The sequence below is a fragment of the Micromonospora sp. NPDC005707 genome, from assembly GCF_040631005.1.
Classification (GTDB): domain Bacteria; phylum Actinomycetota; class Actinomycetes; order Mycobacteriales; family Micromonosporaceae; genus Micromonospora.
On record NZ_JBEXYR010000007.1, the window covers coordinates 141,873 to 155,897 of the forward strand.

15 protein-coding genes are annotated in these 14,025 nt (G+C 74.4%); 2 read left to right on the plus strand and 13 right to left on the minus strand.

Annotated elements, in window-relative coordinates; translation table 11 throughout:
• Positions 1-71 precede the first annotated feature (71 nt).
• From ABZ452_RS15835 to ABZ452_RS15890, 12 genes are all read right to left on the minus strand, one after another.
• Positions 72-1,427 (minus strand): hypothetical protein, encoded by a 1,356-nt coding sequence (locus ABZ452_RS15835; RefSeq protein WP_357943119.1) that lies wholly within the window; start codon positions 1,425-1,427, stop codon positions 72-74.
• A gap of 3 nt (positions 1,428-1,430) precedes the next feature.
• Positions 1,431-2,396 carry a transketolase C-terminal domain-containing protein gene (locus tag ABZ452_RS15840; protein ID WP_357943121.1) on the minus strand — a complete coding sequence of 322 codons (966 nt, stop codon included), beginning with the start codon at positions 2,394-2,396 and terminating at the stop codon, positions 1,431-1,433.
• The gene (locus ABZ452_RS15845; protein ID WP_357943123.1) at positions 2,396-3,367 is read right to left on the minus strand and encodes a thiamine pyrophosphate-dependent dehydrogenase E1 component subunit alpha; all 972 of its coding nucleotides are present in this window, start codon (positions 3,365-3,367) and stop codon (positions 2,396-2,398) included. Before ABZ452_RS15845 ends, ABZ452_RS15840 begins: the two co-directional genes overlap by 1 nt.
• Positions 3,364-4,161, minus strand: a complete 798-nt coding sequence (locus tag ABZ452_RS15850; RefSeq protein ID WP_357943125.1) for a DUF3050 domain-containing protein — start codon at positions 4,159-4,161, stop codon at positions 3,364-3,366. The genes ABZ452_RS15845 and ABZ452_RS15850 overlap by 4 nt, the downstream gene beginning before the upstream one ends.
• Position 4,162: 1 nt before the next feature.
• Positions 4,163-5,086 (minus strand): phytanoyl-CoA dioxygenase family protein, encoded by a 924-nt coding sequence (locus tag ABZ452_RS15855; RefSeq protein WP_357943127.1) that lies wholly within the window; start codon positions 5,084-5,086, stop codon positions 4,163-4,165.
• Positions 5,083-6,189 carry a 4-hydroxyphenylpyruvate dioxygenase gene (gene hppD / locus ABZ452_RS15860; protein WP_357943128.1) on the minus strand — a complete coding sequence of 369 codons (1,107 nt, stop codon included), beginning with the start codon at positions 6,187-6,189 and terminating at the stop codon, positions 5,083-5,085. Before hppD ends, ABZ452_RS15855 begins: the two co-directional genes overlap by 4 nt.
• Positions 6,190-6,254: 65 nt before the next feature.
• On the minus strand, positions 6,255-7,478 hold the full coding sequence (locus tag ABZ452_RS15865) for a beta-ketoacyl-[acyl-carrier-protein] synthase family protein (RefSeq protein ID WP_357943129.1): 1,224 nt from the start codon (positions 7,476-7,478) through the stop codon (positions 6,255-6,257).
• A complete protein-coding gene (locus ABZ452_RS15870; protein WP_357943130.1) occupies positions 7,475-9,145 on the minus strand; it encodes a class I adenylate-forming enzyme family protein in 1,671 nt (556 codons plus the stop codon). The genes ABZ452_RS15865 and ABZ452_RS15870 overlap by 4 nt, the downstream gene beginning before the upstream one ends.
• A complete protein-coding gene (locus tag ABZ452_RS15875; RefSeq protein WP_357943131.1) occupies positions 9,142-9,645 on the minus strand; it encodes a beta-ketoacyl synthase chain length factor in 504 nt (167 codons plus the stop codon). Before ABZ452_RS15875 ends, ABZ452_RS15870 begins: the two co-directional genes overlap by 4 nt.
• Entirely contained in the window at positions 9,642-10,784 is a 1,143-nt protein-coding gene (locus tag ABZ452_RS15880; protein ID WP_357943133.1) for a beta-ketoacyl synthase N-terminal-like domain-containing protein, read from the minus strand. Before ABZ452_RS15880 ends, ABZ452_RS15875 begins: the two co-directional genes overlap by 4 nt.
• On the minus strand, positions 10,777-11,022 hold the full coding sequence (locus ABZ452_RS15885) for an acyl carrier protein (protein ID WP_262285701.1): 246 nt from the start codon (positions 11,020-11,022) through the stop codon (positions 10,777-10,779). Before ABZ452_RS15885 ends, ABZ452_RS15880 begins: the two co-directional genes overlap by 8 nt.
• Positions 11,022-11,285, minus strand: coding sequence for a phosphopantetheine-binding protein (locus ABZ452_RS15890; RefSeq protein ID WP_357943135.1), 264 nt, complete (start codon positions 11,283-11,285; stop codon positions 11,022-11,024). The genes ABZ452_RS15885 and ABZ452_RS15890 overlap by 1 nt, the downstream gene beginning before the upstream one ends.
• Before the next feature lie 17 nt (positions 11,286-11,302).
• Between ABZ452_RS15890 and ABZ452_RS15895 the strand changes: the two genes are divergently transcribed.
• Complete coding sequence (locus tag ABZ452_RS15895) at positions 11,303-11,989, plus strand: 4'-phosphopantetheinyl transferase superfamily protein (RefSeq protein ID WP_357943137.1); 687 nt, start codon at positions 11,303-11,305, stop codon at positions 11,987-11,989.
• Here ABZ452_RS15895 and ABZ452_RS15900 read toward each other — a convergent pair.
• Entirely contained in the window at positions 11,920-13,302 is a 1,383-nt protein-coding gene (locus ABZ452_RS15900; protein ID WP_357943139.1) for a class I adenylate-forming enzyme family protein, read from the minus strand. The genes ABZ452_RS15895 and ABZ452_RS15900 overlap by 70 nt on opposite strands.
• Positions 13,303-13,575: 273 nt before the next feature.
• On the opposite strand from ABZ452_RS15900, the gene ABZ452_RS15905 reads away from it, so the two are divergent.
• Complete coding sequence (locus ABZ452_RS15905) at positions 13,576-14,013, plus strand: GNAT family N-acetyltransferase (protein WP_357943141.1); 438 nt, start codon at positions 13,576-13,578, stop codon at positions 14,011-14,013.
• Positions 14,014-14,025 lie beyond the last annotated feature (12 nt).

Genomic DNA, 14,025 nt, shown 5'->3' on the forward strand with positions numbered 1-14,025 from the left:
CCCGGCGCGGCGAGACCCAAACTTCTTGATCAACACGGCGGCGGCGGGGGCGGAGAGGGAGGGGGGGCGGGTCAGTTGGTCAGGAGGATGCCGGTCATGAGGACGCCTCTCGCCAGGTTGAGGACCTCCTCGCAGCCGGGGTAGCCGACGCGCGCCAGGGCGCCGGAGCCCGTTCTGCCGAACAGGTACGGGGCGAGGCTGTAGGGGACCTCGGCGGTGACCGTCTCGCCGGTCTCGATCTGCACGAAGTCCATGGCCACCCGGTCGGCCTCGTGGTAGCGCTGGAGGATGTTGCCGCCCGCGTCGATCGCGGCACGGACCCCGTCCTCCCAGGCCACCGGGCTCATCTCCCGGCCGATCAGCACCCCGTGCCCGGCCGAGCCGCCGGCCGGCTTGGCGACCAGGTCGGCCTGCTCGGCCAGGGCGCGGTCGACCTGGTCGGCGGTGAGCGCCACGGTGTGCGGAACGTACCGGCGGATCAGCGCCCGGTCCGCCTCGGGCAGCAGGTCCAGGTCGGCCCAGAGCCAGGCGTAGTTGAGCTTGTTGCTGAGCAGCCAGGCGGCGCTGCTGACGAACATCGGCAGCGTGCCGGCCGCGAGGGCGCCGGCCACCGCGTCCAGGCCGGAGCTGGGGGTGACCCGGTTGGGCACGAAGAGCCGGAACAGCGCGTCGACCGGGGCGCCGCCGACCACCAGCCGGCGGTGCTCGTCCAGGGCGGCGGTGCGGACCGGCGCGATGACCAGGTCGATGCCGAAGCGCGCGGCCTGGTCGGCGAGCGGCGACAGGATCCGGATGAACGTGTCGGGGTCGTCCAGGCCCGGGTACTCGGCGTCGAAGTCCATGAGCAGCGCCACCCGGGCGCCGGCGGGCAGGCCGAGAGTGTCGCGGATGGCGACGAACCGCTGGTCGAGCAGGGACGGTGCGGGCCGGACCGGCAGCCCGTCGAGCAGGCCGTGCTCGCGGTAGAGCTCGGCGTACCGGTAGATGACCGTGTCGGCGTCGAAGCCGCCGCCCAGGCTGCTGTCGATGTTGTACTCCACGATGCACGGCACGCCGCCGGAGAACAGCACGTCCGGCCGGTACGCGGCGAGCAGCCCCTCGTGCAGCGGCTCGTCCTCGTCCAGCAGCCGGGTCTCCCCGGCCGGCACGTCGAGCAGCCGGCGCAGGTCCCCGGCGGTGCGGGCGCGCCGCCGGCACGCCTCCAGGATGAGCTGGGCGATCCGGTCGCAGACCTCGTTCAGCTCGCGGAACGCGTCGGCCGTGAGCACCGGGGGCCGGGCCAACCGCCACTGCTTGTTGTACGTGGCCCGGCCGTGGAAGATCTTCTCCCAGGCGCCGGCGCCGGCCGCCACCATCGCCGCACGGGTCGGCTCGGGCAGGTCGGTCCACGCCTGCCCGGCGGGCGGCCACGGGTAGTTCGGGTCCATCGTTCATCCGTCCTTACAGGTCAGTTGGATGGCGGCGGTGAGCTGGTCGCGGCCGGGCTGCACGGCCCGGTCCAGGGCGGGCGCGAAGGGCAGCACGGCGCCGTCCGGTCGGGTGACCCGGCGGGGCGGTGCGGCGAGCGGGACCCGCTCGACGACGGTGGCGATGATCTCCCCGGCGATCCCGCAGGACCGGTTGGAGTCGTCCACCACCACGAGGCGCCCGGTGCGGGACACCGAGTCGAGCAGCCCGTCCCAGTCGAACGGATACAGCGTGCGCGGGTCGAAGACCTCCACCGAGACCTGGCCGGCCAGTTCGTCGGCGACCGCCAGTGCGTCGTGCACCAGGTGCCCGACGGCGACCACCGTGACGTCCGTGCCCGGGCGGCGCACCACGCCCCGCCCCAGCGGCACCGGGGCGAGGTCGGTGACGTCGGCCCGCACGTCGAGGGCCCCGGCGGGGGCGAACACGACCACCGGGTCGTCGCAGCGGATCGCCGAGACCAGCAGCCCGTACGCGTCGGCCGGGGTGGCCGGCACCACGGTGGTGACCCCGACGTGGGCGAAGAGGCTGTACGGGTGGTCGGAGTGCTGCCCGGCCCAGCCGGTGCGGGAGCCGGAGCCGGGCACCAGGTAGGTGACCGGCACCGCGCACTGGCCGCCGGTCATCAGCGGGAACTTGTGCGCGTGGTTGACGATCTGCTCGAAGACCAGGAAGAGCAGCGACGGGATCTGGAACTCGATGACCGGTCGTGCCCCGGCCAGCGCGGCGCCGGTGGCGAAGCTGGTGAACGCCTGCTCCGACAGGGGCGTGTCGAGGACCCGCTCCGGGCCGAACTTCTTCAACAGGCCGGTGGTGACGTTGGCGGCGGCCACCCGGATGTCCTCGCCGAGCAGGAAGATCGACTCGTCGCGGGTCATCTCGTCGGCGAGCGCCCGGGTGAGCGCCCTGCGGTAGGAGAGCCGGGGCATCAGCCACCTCCGGTCCGGGCGGTGAGCCCGCTGGCGTACAGGTGGTCGAGGGCGGTGGCGGGATCGGGCGCCGGGCCGGCCAGCGCGAAGTCCACCGCCGCGGCGAGGGTGGCCTCGACCTCGGCGTCGACCGCCGCACGGGCCGCGGTGGGCAGCCGGTCGCCCTGGATGAGCACCGGGTCCCGGAGGCGCGCGGCGGCCACCTCCTCCGGCGGGCGGTAGTCGAGGCGTACCCGGTGTTCGAAGGTGTGGTGGGCGTCGAACCGGTAGGTGCGGGCCTCGACCAGCTCGGGGCCGCCGCCGGCGCGCATCCGCGCGACGGCGGCGGCCGTGACCGCGCGTACCTTCTCGGGGTCTTGGCCGTCGACGGCGGTGGCCGGCATGCCGAAGGCGGCGGCGCGGCCCGCGATGGTGCCGGCGACCGCGCCCTCGACGGGCATGGTGGTGGCGTAGCCGTTGTTCTCGCAGACGAAGAGCACCGGCACCCGCCAGAGCGCGGCCAGGTTGAACGCCTCGAGGAGCATCCCCTCGTTGACCGCGCCGTCGCCGAAGAAGGTCGCCCCGACCACGTCGTCGCCGCGCCGCCGGCGCGCCCACACCGCTCCGGTGAGGATCGCGCCGGCGGCCCCGACGATGGCGTTGGCGCCGAGCACCCCGGCGCCGAAGTCGGCGGCGTGCATCGACCCGCCCCGGCCCCGGTTGAGCCCGGTGACCCGGCCGCACAGCTCGGCGAGCATCCGGGCCGGGTCGGCGCCCTTGGCCAGCACGTGCCCGTGCCCGCGGTGGGTGCCGGTCACCAGGTCCGCGGCCCGCAGCGCCGCGCAGACCCCGGCGGCGACGCCCTCCTGGCCGAGGTACGGGTGGATGCCACCGACGATCTCCCCGGCGTCGACCAGCTCGATCGCCCGCTCCTCGAAGCGGCGGATGAGCCGGACCGTCCGGTAGAGGCCGGCCGGGTCGGGACCGGTCACGCCGGGCGGCCCTCCTTGATCGTGGCCAGGATGCCGTCCCAGAGCCGCGCCCGGGCGGCGAGCGCGTCGTTGACCGTGTCGGCGCACGCCTGCCACTTGCCGTCGTCGTCGCCGCACAGGTCGGCGAGCATCTGCATGGCCATCGGGGTGTGCTGCTCGCCGTCGACCTCGATGTGCCGCTCCAGGTAGTCGACGAACGTGTGGAGCCGGTTGCTGCGCTCGTTGACCGCGACGACCTGGGTGAACATCTCCGGGATGAGGTCCTCCCGGCCGAAGGCGAAGGCCGCCGCCTGGCAGTGCACCGGGGTGCTCTCGATGATCCGCCAGGTGGTGGCGGCGAACGCGGCCGAGGGCGCGGGCACGCCCGCCTCGGCCAGCGCCCCGGTGACCGGCCGGCCGGCGCGCAGCAGGTCGACCAGCCGGTCCACGGCACCGGTGTCCGCGCCGGCCTCCCGCATGCCCCGCACGTACAGCTCGAAGTGGCTGATGTAGCCGTCGCCCAGTTCGTCGCTCTCCTCGACCATGACGATGTCGTTGATGAGGCGGCGGCTGCCGGTCGGGCCGGTGGGGATCCACGGGACGGTCACGCAGGTGAGCTGGCGCTGCAACGACGTCAGCAGCGACATGAAGTCCCACACCGCGAAGACGTGGTGCTCCATGAAGGTGACCAGCGCCTCGTGGGTGTCCAGGTTGGCGTAGAGCGGGTGCTTGACCACCACGTCGCGGCGGTCGGTCACCGCCCGCTCCAGCCGCTCGATGCCCGGGTGCGTCCTCCCCCAGTCGTACCGTGACATGTCAGCCTCCCTGCGGGGCGCGGTCGCGCCAGATGACGGGACAGAACTCGGGGTCCGCGTAGTCCGGCCGGCCGTCGGGGGTGCGGCGGACCAGCACGTCGTGGTTGTACGCGGCGAGGGTGCCGTCGGAGAGCGGATACTCCCGCCAGGCGTTGGCGCCGTCCTGCAGGTGCAGCGAGATGGCCTGGCGGGGGCGGCCGCTGACGTTGGCGCCGCTGCCGTGGTAGACGCGGCAGTGGTGGAAGCTCATGTGCCCCTTCGGGATCACCATGGGCACCTTGCGAATCTCCGCCCCGTTGTGGGCGGCGTTCTCGGCGAGCATCTCCTCCAGCTGGTCGCGGTCCCGGTCGGCGAAGTGCCGCACCACGGTGTCGTCCGCGCCGACCTCCCGCCAGCGGTGCGAGCCGTCGACGATGGTGATGGTGCCCATCTCCTCGCCGCAGTCGTGGAACGGGATGAACGCGGTGAGCATGTTCTCCGAGGAGGAGGACGCCCAGTAGTGCTTGTCGAAGTGCCAGGGCACGATGTTGGACGGCTCGCCGGAGATCGGCGGCTTGTGGATGAGGGTGGACTGGAAGATCCGGATCTCGTCGGCCCGCGCGAGCCGGGCGGCGACCGCGCCGATCAGCGGCTTGCGCAGGATCCGGCCGATGGCGTCGTGCTCGTGGTGCACGTAGTCGTTGTGCCGCTGCACGTCGCCCTTGGCGGGCTCCCAGTAGGCCAGCTTCGGCGGGCGGACGGGCAGCCGCCGGTCCCGCTCCCCGGCGTAGTAGCGGTCGGTCGCGGCGGCGAGGGTGTCCACCTCGTCGTCGGTGAGCAGCTTCCTGCTCAGGTACCAGCCGTGTTCGGCGTAGTGCCGCACGTCCTCGTCGGACGGCAGCAGCGCCTGCTCCTCGGCGGTCAGTGCCGGATGTGTCGTGGTCATGCCCGAACCCCTCCTGCCGTCCCGGCCGCGGCGGCGGGGGTCGCCCCCGCCGCGGCGAGTTCGCGTTCCTTGGCCTCGTAGAGCGCCTTGATGTTGCCGCTGCCGAAGGTGCGCGCCCCGCGCCGCTCGATGACTTCGAGGAAGAGGGTGCGGCGCACGTGCATCGACTCGGTGAAGATCTGCAGCAGCTGGCCGTCGTGGTCCGAGTCGACCAGGATGCTCAGGTCGCGCAGCCGGTCCAGCGGCGCGTCCACCTTGCCGACCCGCCGTTCCAGGTCGTCGTAGTAGGCGCCCGGCGTGCCGGCGAAACGCACCCCCCGGCCGGCGAGGGCGCCGACCGCCGTGACGATGTCGTCGGTGCGCAGCCCGAGGTGCTGCACCCCGGCGCCGGCGTGCCAGCGCAGGAAGTCCTCGATCTGCCCCGGCCGCCGGCCGGTGTCCGGCTCCAGCAGCACGAGGGTCACCCGCCCCGACGGGCTCTGCACCACCTTCGAGTTCATCGCCTGCCCGGCGACCTCGATGTGCTCCTCGAAGATCTGCGCGAAGCCGAAGACCTTCTCGTAGTGCCCGATCGTCTCGTCGAGCTGGCCCGGCGGCACGCAGACCGCCAGGTGGTCGATCTCGGCGAGCAGCGGGCGGTCGCCGCCGCCGGGCACCTCCTCGATCGCACCGGGCAGGAACCGCGTCCGGTCGCCGCGCCGCTCGACCAGGCGGTGCAGCACGTCGCCGAAGCCGCCGACCTCGGCGGTCACCACCTCGGCGTCCGCGCCCGTGAAGGTGCGCGGCCCGGTCACCCCGGTCGCACCCCGGGCCACCAGCTCCGCGTACGCCCCGGCGGCGTCGTCGACCTCCAGGGCCACCACGGCGATGCCGTCGCCGTGCCGGTGCACGTAGGTCGACGCCGGGTGGTCGGCGGTCAGCCCGCTGGTGAGCACCATCCGGATGTCGGCCTGTTCGAGCAGCAGCGAGCGCTGCCCGGCCAGCCCGGTCTCCGGGCCGCCCTGGCCCCGCAGCCGGAAGCCGACGGCGGTGTCGAAGTAGAAGGCGGCCTGGCGGGCGTCTCCCACGTACAGCTCGATGTGGTCTATGCCATTGATGTCCATAGGTAGCCTTTCCCCCTGTTCCCCCCGTGACTGCGACCCGGGCGTCCGCCCGGGGTCAAGTCCGATCAGTTCCGGCGCAGCAGCAGGCTGACGTTCTGGCCGCCGAACCCGAACGAGTTGGTCAGCGCGTGGTCGGCCCGGGTGGCCCGGGGCGCGGCGCGGACGTGGTCCGCCTCGCAGTCCGGGTCCGGGTCGTCCAGGTGGTAGGTGGGCGGGAGCAGCCCGCGGCCGAGGGCGAGGGCGGTGGCCGCCGCCTCCAGCACGCCGGAGGCGCCGAGCAGGTGCCCGGTGAGCGCCTTGGTGGAGCTGACCGGCACCCCGCCGGCGCCGAACACCTCGGCGAGGGCGGTGGTCTCGGCGATGTCGCCGAGCCTGGTGCCGGTGCCGTGCGCGTTGACGTAGCCGACGTCGGCCGGCGTCACTCCCCCGCCGGCCAGCGCCCGGCGCATGCAGGCGGCCGCCCCGGCGCCGTCCGGCCGGGGCGCGGTCGGGTGGTGGGCGTCGGAGTTCACCCCGTAGCCGGCGACCTCGGCGTAGCCGGTCACCCCCCGGGCAGCGGCGTGCTCGGCGCGTTCCAGCACCAGCAGCGCCGCCCCCTCGGCGAGCACGAACCCGTTGCGCCGCTTGTCGAACGGGCGGCTGGCCTCGGTGGGCTCGTCCCAGCCCCGGGCCAGGGCCCGGGCGTTGCCGAAGGTGTCGGCGAAGGTCGGGAAGAGCGGCGCCTCGCTCGCCCCGCAGAGCACCACGTCGGCCTCGCCGGCCCGGATGAGGCGTACCCCGTCGGCCACCGCCTGGGCGCCGGAGGCGCAGGCCGTGCCCACCGCGGAGCTGTAACCCCGGATGCCGTGGGCGATGGCGATGCGGGCCGACGGCATGTTCGGCAGGATCCCGGTGAGCAGGTACGGGCTGACCGCCGCCCGGCCCCGTGCGGCGCGGGCCAGGACCTGACTCTCCAGCGTGGACATTCCGCCGACTCCGCCGACGATGACCCCGATCCGGTCCGGGTCGACGTCGCGCCCCACCTCGATGCCGGCGTCGGCGAGCGCCTCGGCCGCGGTGATCAGGGCGAGCAGCACGACCCGGTCGAGCACCTTCGTCTCCGGGCCGGAGGCGACGCTGCGCGGGTCGATGTCCGGCAGGATCCCGGCCACCTCGAGGCTGTCCCGCGCCGGGTGCCCCTCGGGCGGCCGGCGCAACCCGGACCGGCCGGTGGTGAGCGCCGTGAACGTCTCCTCGACGCCCCGGCCGGCCGGGGTGAACAGCCCCATGCCGGTGACGACGGCGCTCATGACGGGGCCTCGGCGAGGTAGCGCTCGCGCAGCGCCACCTTGCGGACCTTGCCGGTCACGGTGACCGGGATGTCCTCGGCGCGCACCGGCACCACCCGGCGCAGGGTGGCGGCCAGGTCCGGCCCGATGGCGGCCCGGATCCGCGCCGTGCGGTCCTCGGCCGGGTCCGCCCCGGCCGCCAGCTCCAGCAGCACGTCCGTGACGACTGCCCCGGGTCGTGGCGTGGCGTCGGACATGCCGGGCCGGAGTGGTCGTCCGACTTCGTCGTCCTCCTTGACGATCACCACGGTGCAGTCGGTGACGTCGGCGCAGGCGGCGAGGATCCGCTCCTCGGACAGCGCCGTGAAGAACCGCTTCCCGTCGCCCGTCTCGACCGAGTCCACGGCCCGGTCCAGGTGGTAGTAGCGGCCGTCGGCGTCAGCGTGGACCAGGTCGCCGGTGAGGTACCAGCCCCGCAGCCGGGAGCGGTAGGTGGTGACCGAGTCGTTCCAGTAGCCGCGGAACAGCGACGGCGAGTCGATGCCCAGCCAGCCGACCTGCCCGGGCGGCAGCTCGTTGCCCGCCTCGTCGAGCACGGCCACCTTCGTGAACCGGTACGGGCGGCCGACGCAGCGGCCGTACCGGTCGGTGTCGACGGTGTGGCTGATGTGGAACATCGAGTGGCCCATCTCGCTGGAGCCGAGCCCGTCGATGAAGACCGAGCCGGGCACCCGGGTCACCCCGTCGCGGGTCATCACGTCCCGCGAGCCGACCTTGACCAGCCGGCGCACGTGCGGTTCGTGCGAGCAGTCGCCGGTGTTGAACCACAGCCGCACCGAGTCCAGGTCGTACGCCGACAGGTCGAAGCGGGCCAGCTCGGCCCAGGTGACGGAGAACCCGAACACGCCGTCCGGCCGCCAGCGCTGGATGGCGTCGAGCACCCGCTCGCCGCCCTGCTCGGAGAGGAGGAGCATCTCCGCCCGGTTGCCCAGCGCCTGGTTGACCATGAGCACCGTCGCGGTGTGCGGGGCGGGCAGCGCGTTGAGGATCCGGGTGGTGCCCTGCGCCTGCGGCATGGCGAGCAGGTGCCGGGTGGCGGCGAAGAGGCTGGCGTGCGAGTGCAGCACCGCCTTCGGCACCCCGGTGGTGCCGGAGGTGTGGGTGATGACGACCGGGTCGTCGTCGTGGTGCCGGTAGTGCGGCGGCGCCGCGGCCGGGTCCCCGCCGCCCGCCTCGGCCGGCTCGCCGAGCAGGGGCGCCCCCAGGTCGTGCCCCTGAAGGGCCGCGGCGTGCGCGGCGTCGGCGAGCACCCCGGCGGCGCGCAGCCGGCGGATGTACTCGGCGGCGATCTCCGGGCGCAGCCGGCCGTTCATCAGCGCGGGGATCGCCCCGAGCCGGGCCAGCGCCAGGAACGACAGCACCATGTCGGCGGCGGCGCCGGCCCAGACGGCGACCGGGTCGCGGGGCCGGACCCCGCGCTCGTGCAGCCAGGCGGCCCGGGCGGCGACCAGCTGGTCGAGCCGGCCCAGGGTCAGCGGTGTCCCGGCCGGGTGGCCGTCGACCGCGGTGTCGAACGTGAGTCCCGGCCCGTCCGGGTCGGCGCCGTGGGCCAGCACCCGGGCGAGCACGTTGCCCGCGCCCACCTCGGTGTCGGCCGCCAGGGCGCCGCGCAGTCCCTTCGTCCTCATTGACGTGTTCCCTCCCCCAGCAGCTCCGCGGTCGCCTCGCCCGGCGTACCGTCCGGTGCCTGTTCGATCAGGACCAGCAACGCCTGCGCGGCGTCGCCGTCGTACAGCAGCAGGTCCGCCTCGGCGGCGCCCTCCGCCCGTGCGTCCCCCGTGGGGCTCAGGCACACCACCGGCCCGTCCAGTCCCCAGCGCGCCGCGACGTGCCCGGCGACGCTGTTCGGCACCGACTGGAAGAAGAACAGCGGACCGACCCGGCCGCCGGCCGCGACCGTGGCGCGGACGTGCGCGGCGCTGGCCCGGTCGCCGCCCGCGCTGACCAGCACCACCGCCGTCCGGTTGCCGGCGGGCAGCGGCCCCGTCCCGTACCGGGCGCGCAGGCAGCGGTCGGCCACCGCCACCACCAGCGGCGCGAACGCCGAGTGCACGAAGCCCGGCACTGCCGGCGGCGGCCCGTCCCCGGCCTCCGGCCAGCGGGCCTCGGCCAGCACCGGGGCGGTCACGGCGCACCGACCAGCAGGGCGGTGTTCGCCCCGCCGAACGCGGCGTTGAGGGTCAGCGCGTGGGCCGTGGTGGCCGGGCGCGGCGCGTCGGTGACGACGTCCAGCGGGCAGTTCTCGTCGGGGCCGAGCCAGCCGGCGTTGACCGGCAGCTTGCCGTGCCCGAGCGCGAGCACGGTGACCACCAGTTCGAGCAGGCCGGACGCCTCCAGCGCGTGCCCGTGCACCGCCTTCGTGGAGCTGACCGGGATCCGTCCGGCCGCCGCGCCGAACACCCGGCCCAGCGCCGCCGCCTCGGACGCGTCGCTGTACGGGGTGCCGGTGGCGTTGGCGTTGACGTAGCCCACCGCCGTGCCCGGCAGCCCGGCCCGGCGCAGCGCCGCCTCCACTGCCCGGGCCAGCCCGTGCCCCCGCGGGTGCGGCTGGCACGGGTGGTACGCGTCTCCGGCCCGTCCCCACCCGGCCACCGTGGCCAGCGTCGGGGCGCCCCGGCGGGCGGCCGCGCGGGCCGACTCCAGCACCACCGCGACCACCCCGTCGCCGAGCAGCAGGCCCTGGCGGCCGGCGCTGAACGGGCGGACCGCGCCGTCGGCGGCGAGCGCCCGCCCGGCGTCGAAGAGGGCGTACTGGTCCGGCTCGACCAGGTAGCCGGCCGCGACCACGACCCGGTCCAGGTCGCCCCGGCCGATCAGGGTCGCGGCGTCGGCGACCGCGGTGCTCGCGGACACGCAGGCCGTGGTGTAGACGCGGGTGCGTTCCCCGAGGCCGCAGCGGCGGGCCAGGTGGCCGGCGAGCGCCGGCACCTCCGGCCCGGCGTCCCCGCCGCCCGGACGGTCCGGCGCCGGCAACGAGTGCGGGCCGCCGTGCGCGGCGAGGAACAGCGCGGCGCCGGCCCGGTGCGTGCGGTCCAGACCGGCCGCCCGGCAGGCGCGGTCGATCGCGTCGGCCAGCTCGTCGGCGAGGGTGCCGACCTCCGGCAGGGTGGCCGCCACGGTGACCCGGCGGCCGCCGGTGTCGAAGCGGCGCACCGGTGTGAACGCCGGGGTGCCGGCGAGCACCCCGGCGAGCAGCGCGTCGGCGCCCCTGCCGAGGGCGCTGAGCGCGTGGACGCCGGTGATCCGTACAGGCTCCCGCTCAGCCATCTGCGGGAACGGTCAGCGAGGTCTGGAACACCGCGAGGGCGTCGTCGACTGTGCGGATGCCGGCGAGCTGGTCGTCGGTCAGCTCCAGCCGGCGGTCGTAGCGTTGCTCGACGAGGTGCACGAGCCAGGCCAGCTCCATCGAGCCGATCCGGTCGGGCACCTGGTCGACGGGTTTCGCGGTCAGTTCGGCGAGCATGCTCACCAGGTCAGCTCGCCCCAGGTCGGGCTGACCGGTCATCAGGAGTTGTCGCTGTTCGCGGCCACCCGGTCGGCGACCATCGTGGTGAACTCGCCGACCGTCATGAGGGCCAGCTTCTCCGACTCGTCGTCGTCGAACTTCAGGCCGTACCGGTCCTCGACCCGGACCGCGAGGTCGGCCAGGGCCAGCGACTCGAGGTCGACGCCGGAGGGGCCGAGGGTGGTGTCGTCGTCGACGTCCTCGACGTCGTAGTTCATGTCGGCGAGCTGCTCGATGACGAAGGTGCGGACCTCGTCTCGCATGGCGTTAACCTCTTTCCGTGAGCCAGCTACCGGTGCCCGGTCGGGACACCGTGTACGTGTGGACCGACCGGACCGCCGGCGACCAGCGGGAGCTGGCGCGGCGGCTGCTGAGGCGCGCGGGTGGCGCGTTGCTCGGCCGGCCCGAGGCGGAGATCGGGGTGGGACGGGCGCCCGGCGGGTGCCCGGAGGTGTACGCGGCCGACGGGCGGACGCTGCCGGTCAGCGTCAGCCACGTCGACAGGGTGGTCGTGGTGGCCGCCCGGGCGGGTGGACCGGTCGGGGTGGACGTCGAGCGACGCCGGCCGCTGCCCGCCACGCCCCTGGCCCGGCGCTGGTTCGACCCGGAGGAGGCGGCCTGGCTGGCCGCCCGGGCCGAGGACGGCCGGGAGCTGGACTTCCTGCGCCTGTGGACGGCCAAGGAGGCGGTCGGCAAGGCGCTGGGCACGGGGCTGCGCGACGGCGGGCTGCGCCGGCGGATGCCCGTACCGGCCGGCGCCGGCGAGCTGCTGCGCCCGGTCCACGGCTGTCCCGGGGTGCGGGTCGGCCACCCGGCCGGCGGGGCGGGCCTGGTGCTCGCCGTCGCGGTCGCCGGGGCGGCCGGGCCGGTCGAGGTCGCCCTCGAACAGCGGGCCGGTCATGACGCGGCGTCCCGCAGCGCCGCAGTGGAGCGGACCAGCTTGCCGGTGGTGGTGCGGGGCAGCTGATCCAGCAGGTGCAGGGTGCGGGGCCGCTTGTAGCCGGCCAGGCGCTCGGCGAGCAGCTTGTCCAGGGTGTCCTCGGAGAGCGAGCCGTCGGTCTGCACGTACGCGGTGATGCCGTCGTCCCAGACCACCACGGCGGCGGTCACCCCGGGCAGCTCGGCGACGGTGGCCTCCACCTCGGTCAGGTCGACCTTCATGCCGCCCACCGACACCTGCGAGTCGAGCCGGCCCTTGACGGTGACCAGCCCGGTGTCCGGGTCGACCGCGCCGGCGTCGCGGGTGTGCAGCCAGCCGTCGGCCCAGCGGGTCGGGTCGGCGAGCCCGACGTACGGGTTGGCCGGGCAGCTGACCCACAGCTCGCCGCCGGACTCGCGGACCCGGATGCCCGGGGCGGGGGCGATGGCGGGGCGGTGCGCCCCGTGCAGGTCGGTGCCGATGACGCCGACCTCGGTCATCCCGTACATGTTGCCCAGCGGGACGCCGTAGCGGTCGGTGAAGGCGCGGGCGACGGCGGCCGGGACCAGCTCCCCGCCGGTGGTCATCCGCTTGAGCTGCGGCAGCGGCCCGGACGGCACGGTGGAGGCGAGCAGGCCGATGTGGAACGGCACGCCGAGCACGGTGGCCGGGCTGTCCTGGGCGGCGACGGCGGCGAGGATCGCGTCGCCGCTGAGCCGCTCCGGCGGGCACAGCTCGACGCCGGCGTGCAGCCCGTAGAGCAGGCCGCCGACCAGGCCGAGCACGTGCACCATGGAGGGCAGCAGGACGATCCGCTCGCCGGGCAGCGCCACCCCGTCGATCCGGGTGTAGCGGTGCACCTCCCCGACCAGGTCCGCGGCGGTGCGCCCGATCACCTTGGACGGCCCGGTGGAGCCGGAGCTGAGTTGGATCACGACGTGCGGGCTGCCGGCGGGGCGGTCCGAGTAGGCGGTGACGCCCTCGGTGACGTCCACGAAGATCCGCAGGGCGCCGCCGCCGGTCCGCACGGGGGCGACCACCACCTGCGGGCCGAGCCGGCGCAGGGCCTTGTCGACCTCGTGGTCGGTGAGCCGGTGGTCGAGCAGGATCGCCTGGGCGCCGGTGCGCCAGGTGGCCAGCAGGTTCACGACGTACGCCAGCGACGGGGGCAGCCGCAGCGCGGCGGCGCCGCCGGGGCGCAGGCCGGCCTCGGCCAGCCGGGTCTGCGCCGCGCCGACGAGGCGGCGCAGGGTGGCCTTGTCGACCGGCTCGGGCAGGCGCAGACAAATGTCGGTGGGACGCCCGGTGAACAGAATGTCGTCCACCCAACTCGCGTCTGTCGACACAGGATCTTCCGCCATAGGATGTGCTGTCACGACCGCCCACCGCCCAGCCTCGAAGTGGGCGAAATCCGCCCATCAGGTGCGTTCTCCGGGGTGCTGACGGAACAGTACGACAGCCGTTGGATCCATTGCTACATGCAAATGGCTAGATCAATAAGGGCGGCTGGGCGGATTGCTCAGGATCGATCGGACAGGCAGGATCGGTGCCACGCCGGCTCGGTAGCCCGCCGGCCGCTCGACGCTGTGCTCGGCGGCGCGCGAGGTGGTTCGGCGGGTGTCTACGCTCGCGGCATGTTCCGTGTGGCCCGGCACGACGACTTCGCGCAGATCATCCGCCTCTACCGGCAATTGCAGCCCGACGATCCCCGTTTGACCGACGGATCCGACGAACGGGCCTACGCGCAGATCCTGAGCAATCCGGCGCTGCACCTGTTCGTCCTCGAACTGGACGGGGTCGTCGTCGCCACCACGTACCTCAACGTGATTCCCAACATCTCCCGATCGGCATCGCCCTATGCCGTCATCGAGAACGTCGTCGTCGAGGAGTCGCGGCGCGGCACCGGCCTGGGTAGGCAGATCATGGCCGGCACGCTTCAGGCCGCGTGGGACGCGGGTTGTTACAAGGCGATGCTGATGACGGGATCGCGCAGGCCCGCGACCCACGCCTTCTACAAGGCCTGCGGGTTCTCGGGCGACGTCAAGACGGCGTACCTGGCCCGGCCGTCCTGACGCGGCCCCCCG

Bases quoted from the DNA above. Each gene is read 5' to 3' on its own strand.
- ABZ452_RS15835 (WP_357943119.1), bottom strand. From the start codon at position 1,427: ATGGACCCGAACTACCCGTGGCCGCCCGCCGGGCAGGCGTGGACCGAC.
- ABZ452_RS15840 (WP_357943121.1), bottom strand. From the start codon at position 2,396: ATGCCCCGGCTCTCCTACCGCAGGGCGCTCACCCGGGCGCTCGCCGAC.
- ABZ452_RS15850 (WP_357943125.1), bottom strand. From the start codon at position 4,161: ATGTCACGGTACGACTGGGGGAGGACGCACCCGGGCATCGAGCGGCTG.
- ABZ452_RS15855 (WP_357943127.1), bottom strand. From the start codon at position 5,086: ATGACCACGACACATCCGGCACTGACCGCCGAGGAGCAGGCGCTGCTG.
- hppD (WP_357943128.1), bottom strand. From the start codon at position 6,189: ATGGACATCAATGGCATAGACCACATCGAGCTGTACGTGGGAGACGCC.
- ABZ452_RS15865 (WP_357943129.1), bottom strand. From the start codon at position 7,478: ATGAGCGCCGTCGTCACCGGCATGGGGCTGTTCACCCCGGCCGGCCGG.
- ABZ452_RS15870 (WP_357943130.1), bottom strand. From the start codon at position 9,145: ATGAGGACGAAGGGACTGCGCGGCGCCCTGGCGGCCGACACCGAGGTG.
- ABZ452_RS15880 (WP_357943133.1), bottom strand. From the start codon at position 10,784: ATGGCTGAGCGGGAGCCTGTACGGATCACCGGCGTCCACGCGCTCAGC.
- ABZ452_RS15885 (WP_262285701.1), bottom strand. From the start codon at position 11,022: ATGACCGGTCAGCCCGACCTGGGGCGAGCTGACCTGGTGAGCATGCTC.
- ABZ452_RS15890 (WP_357943135.1), bottom strand. From the start codon at position 11,285: ATGCGAGACGAGGTCCGCACCTTCGTCATCGAGCAGCTCGCCGACATG.
- ABZ452_RS15900 (WP_357943139.1), bottom strand. From the start codon at position 13,302: ATGGCGGAAGATCCTGTGTCGACAGACGCGAGTTGGGTGGACGACATT.
- ABZ452_RS15905 (WP_357943141.1), top strand. From the start codon at position 13,576: ATGTTCCGTGTGGCCCGGCACGACGACTTCGCGCAGATCATCCGCCTC.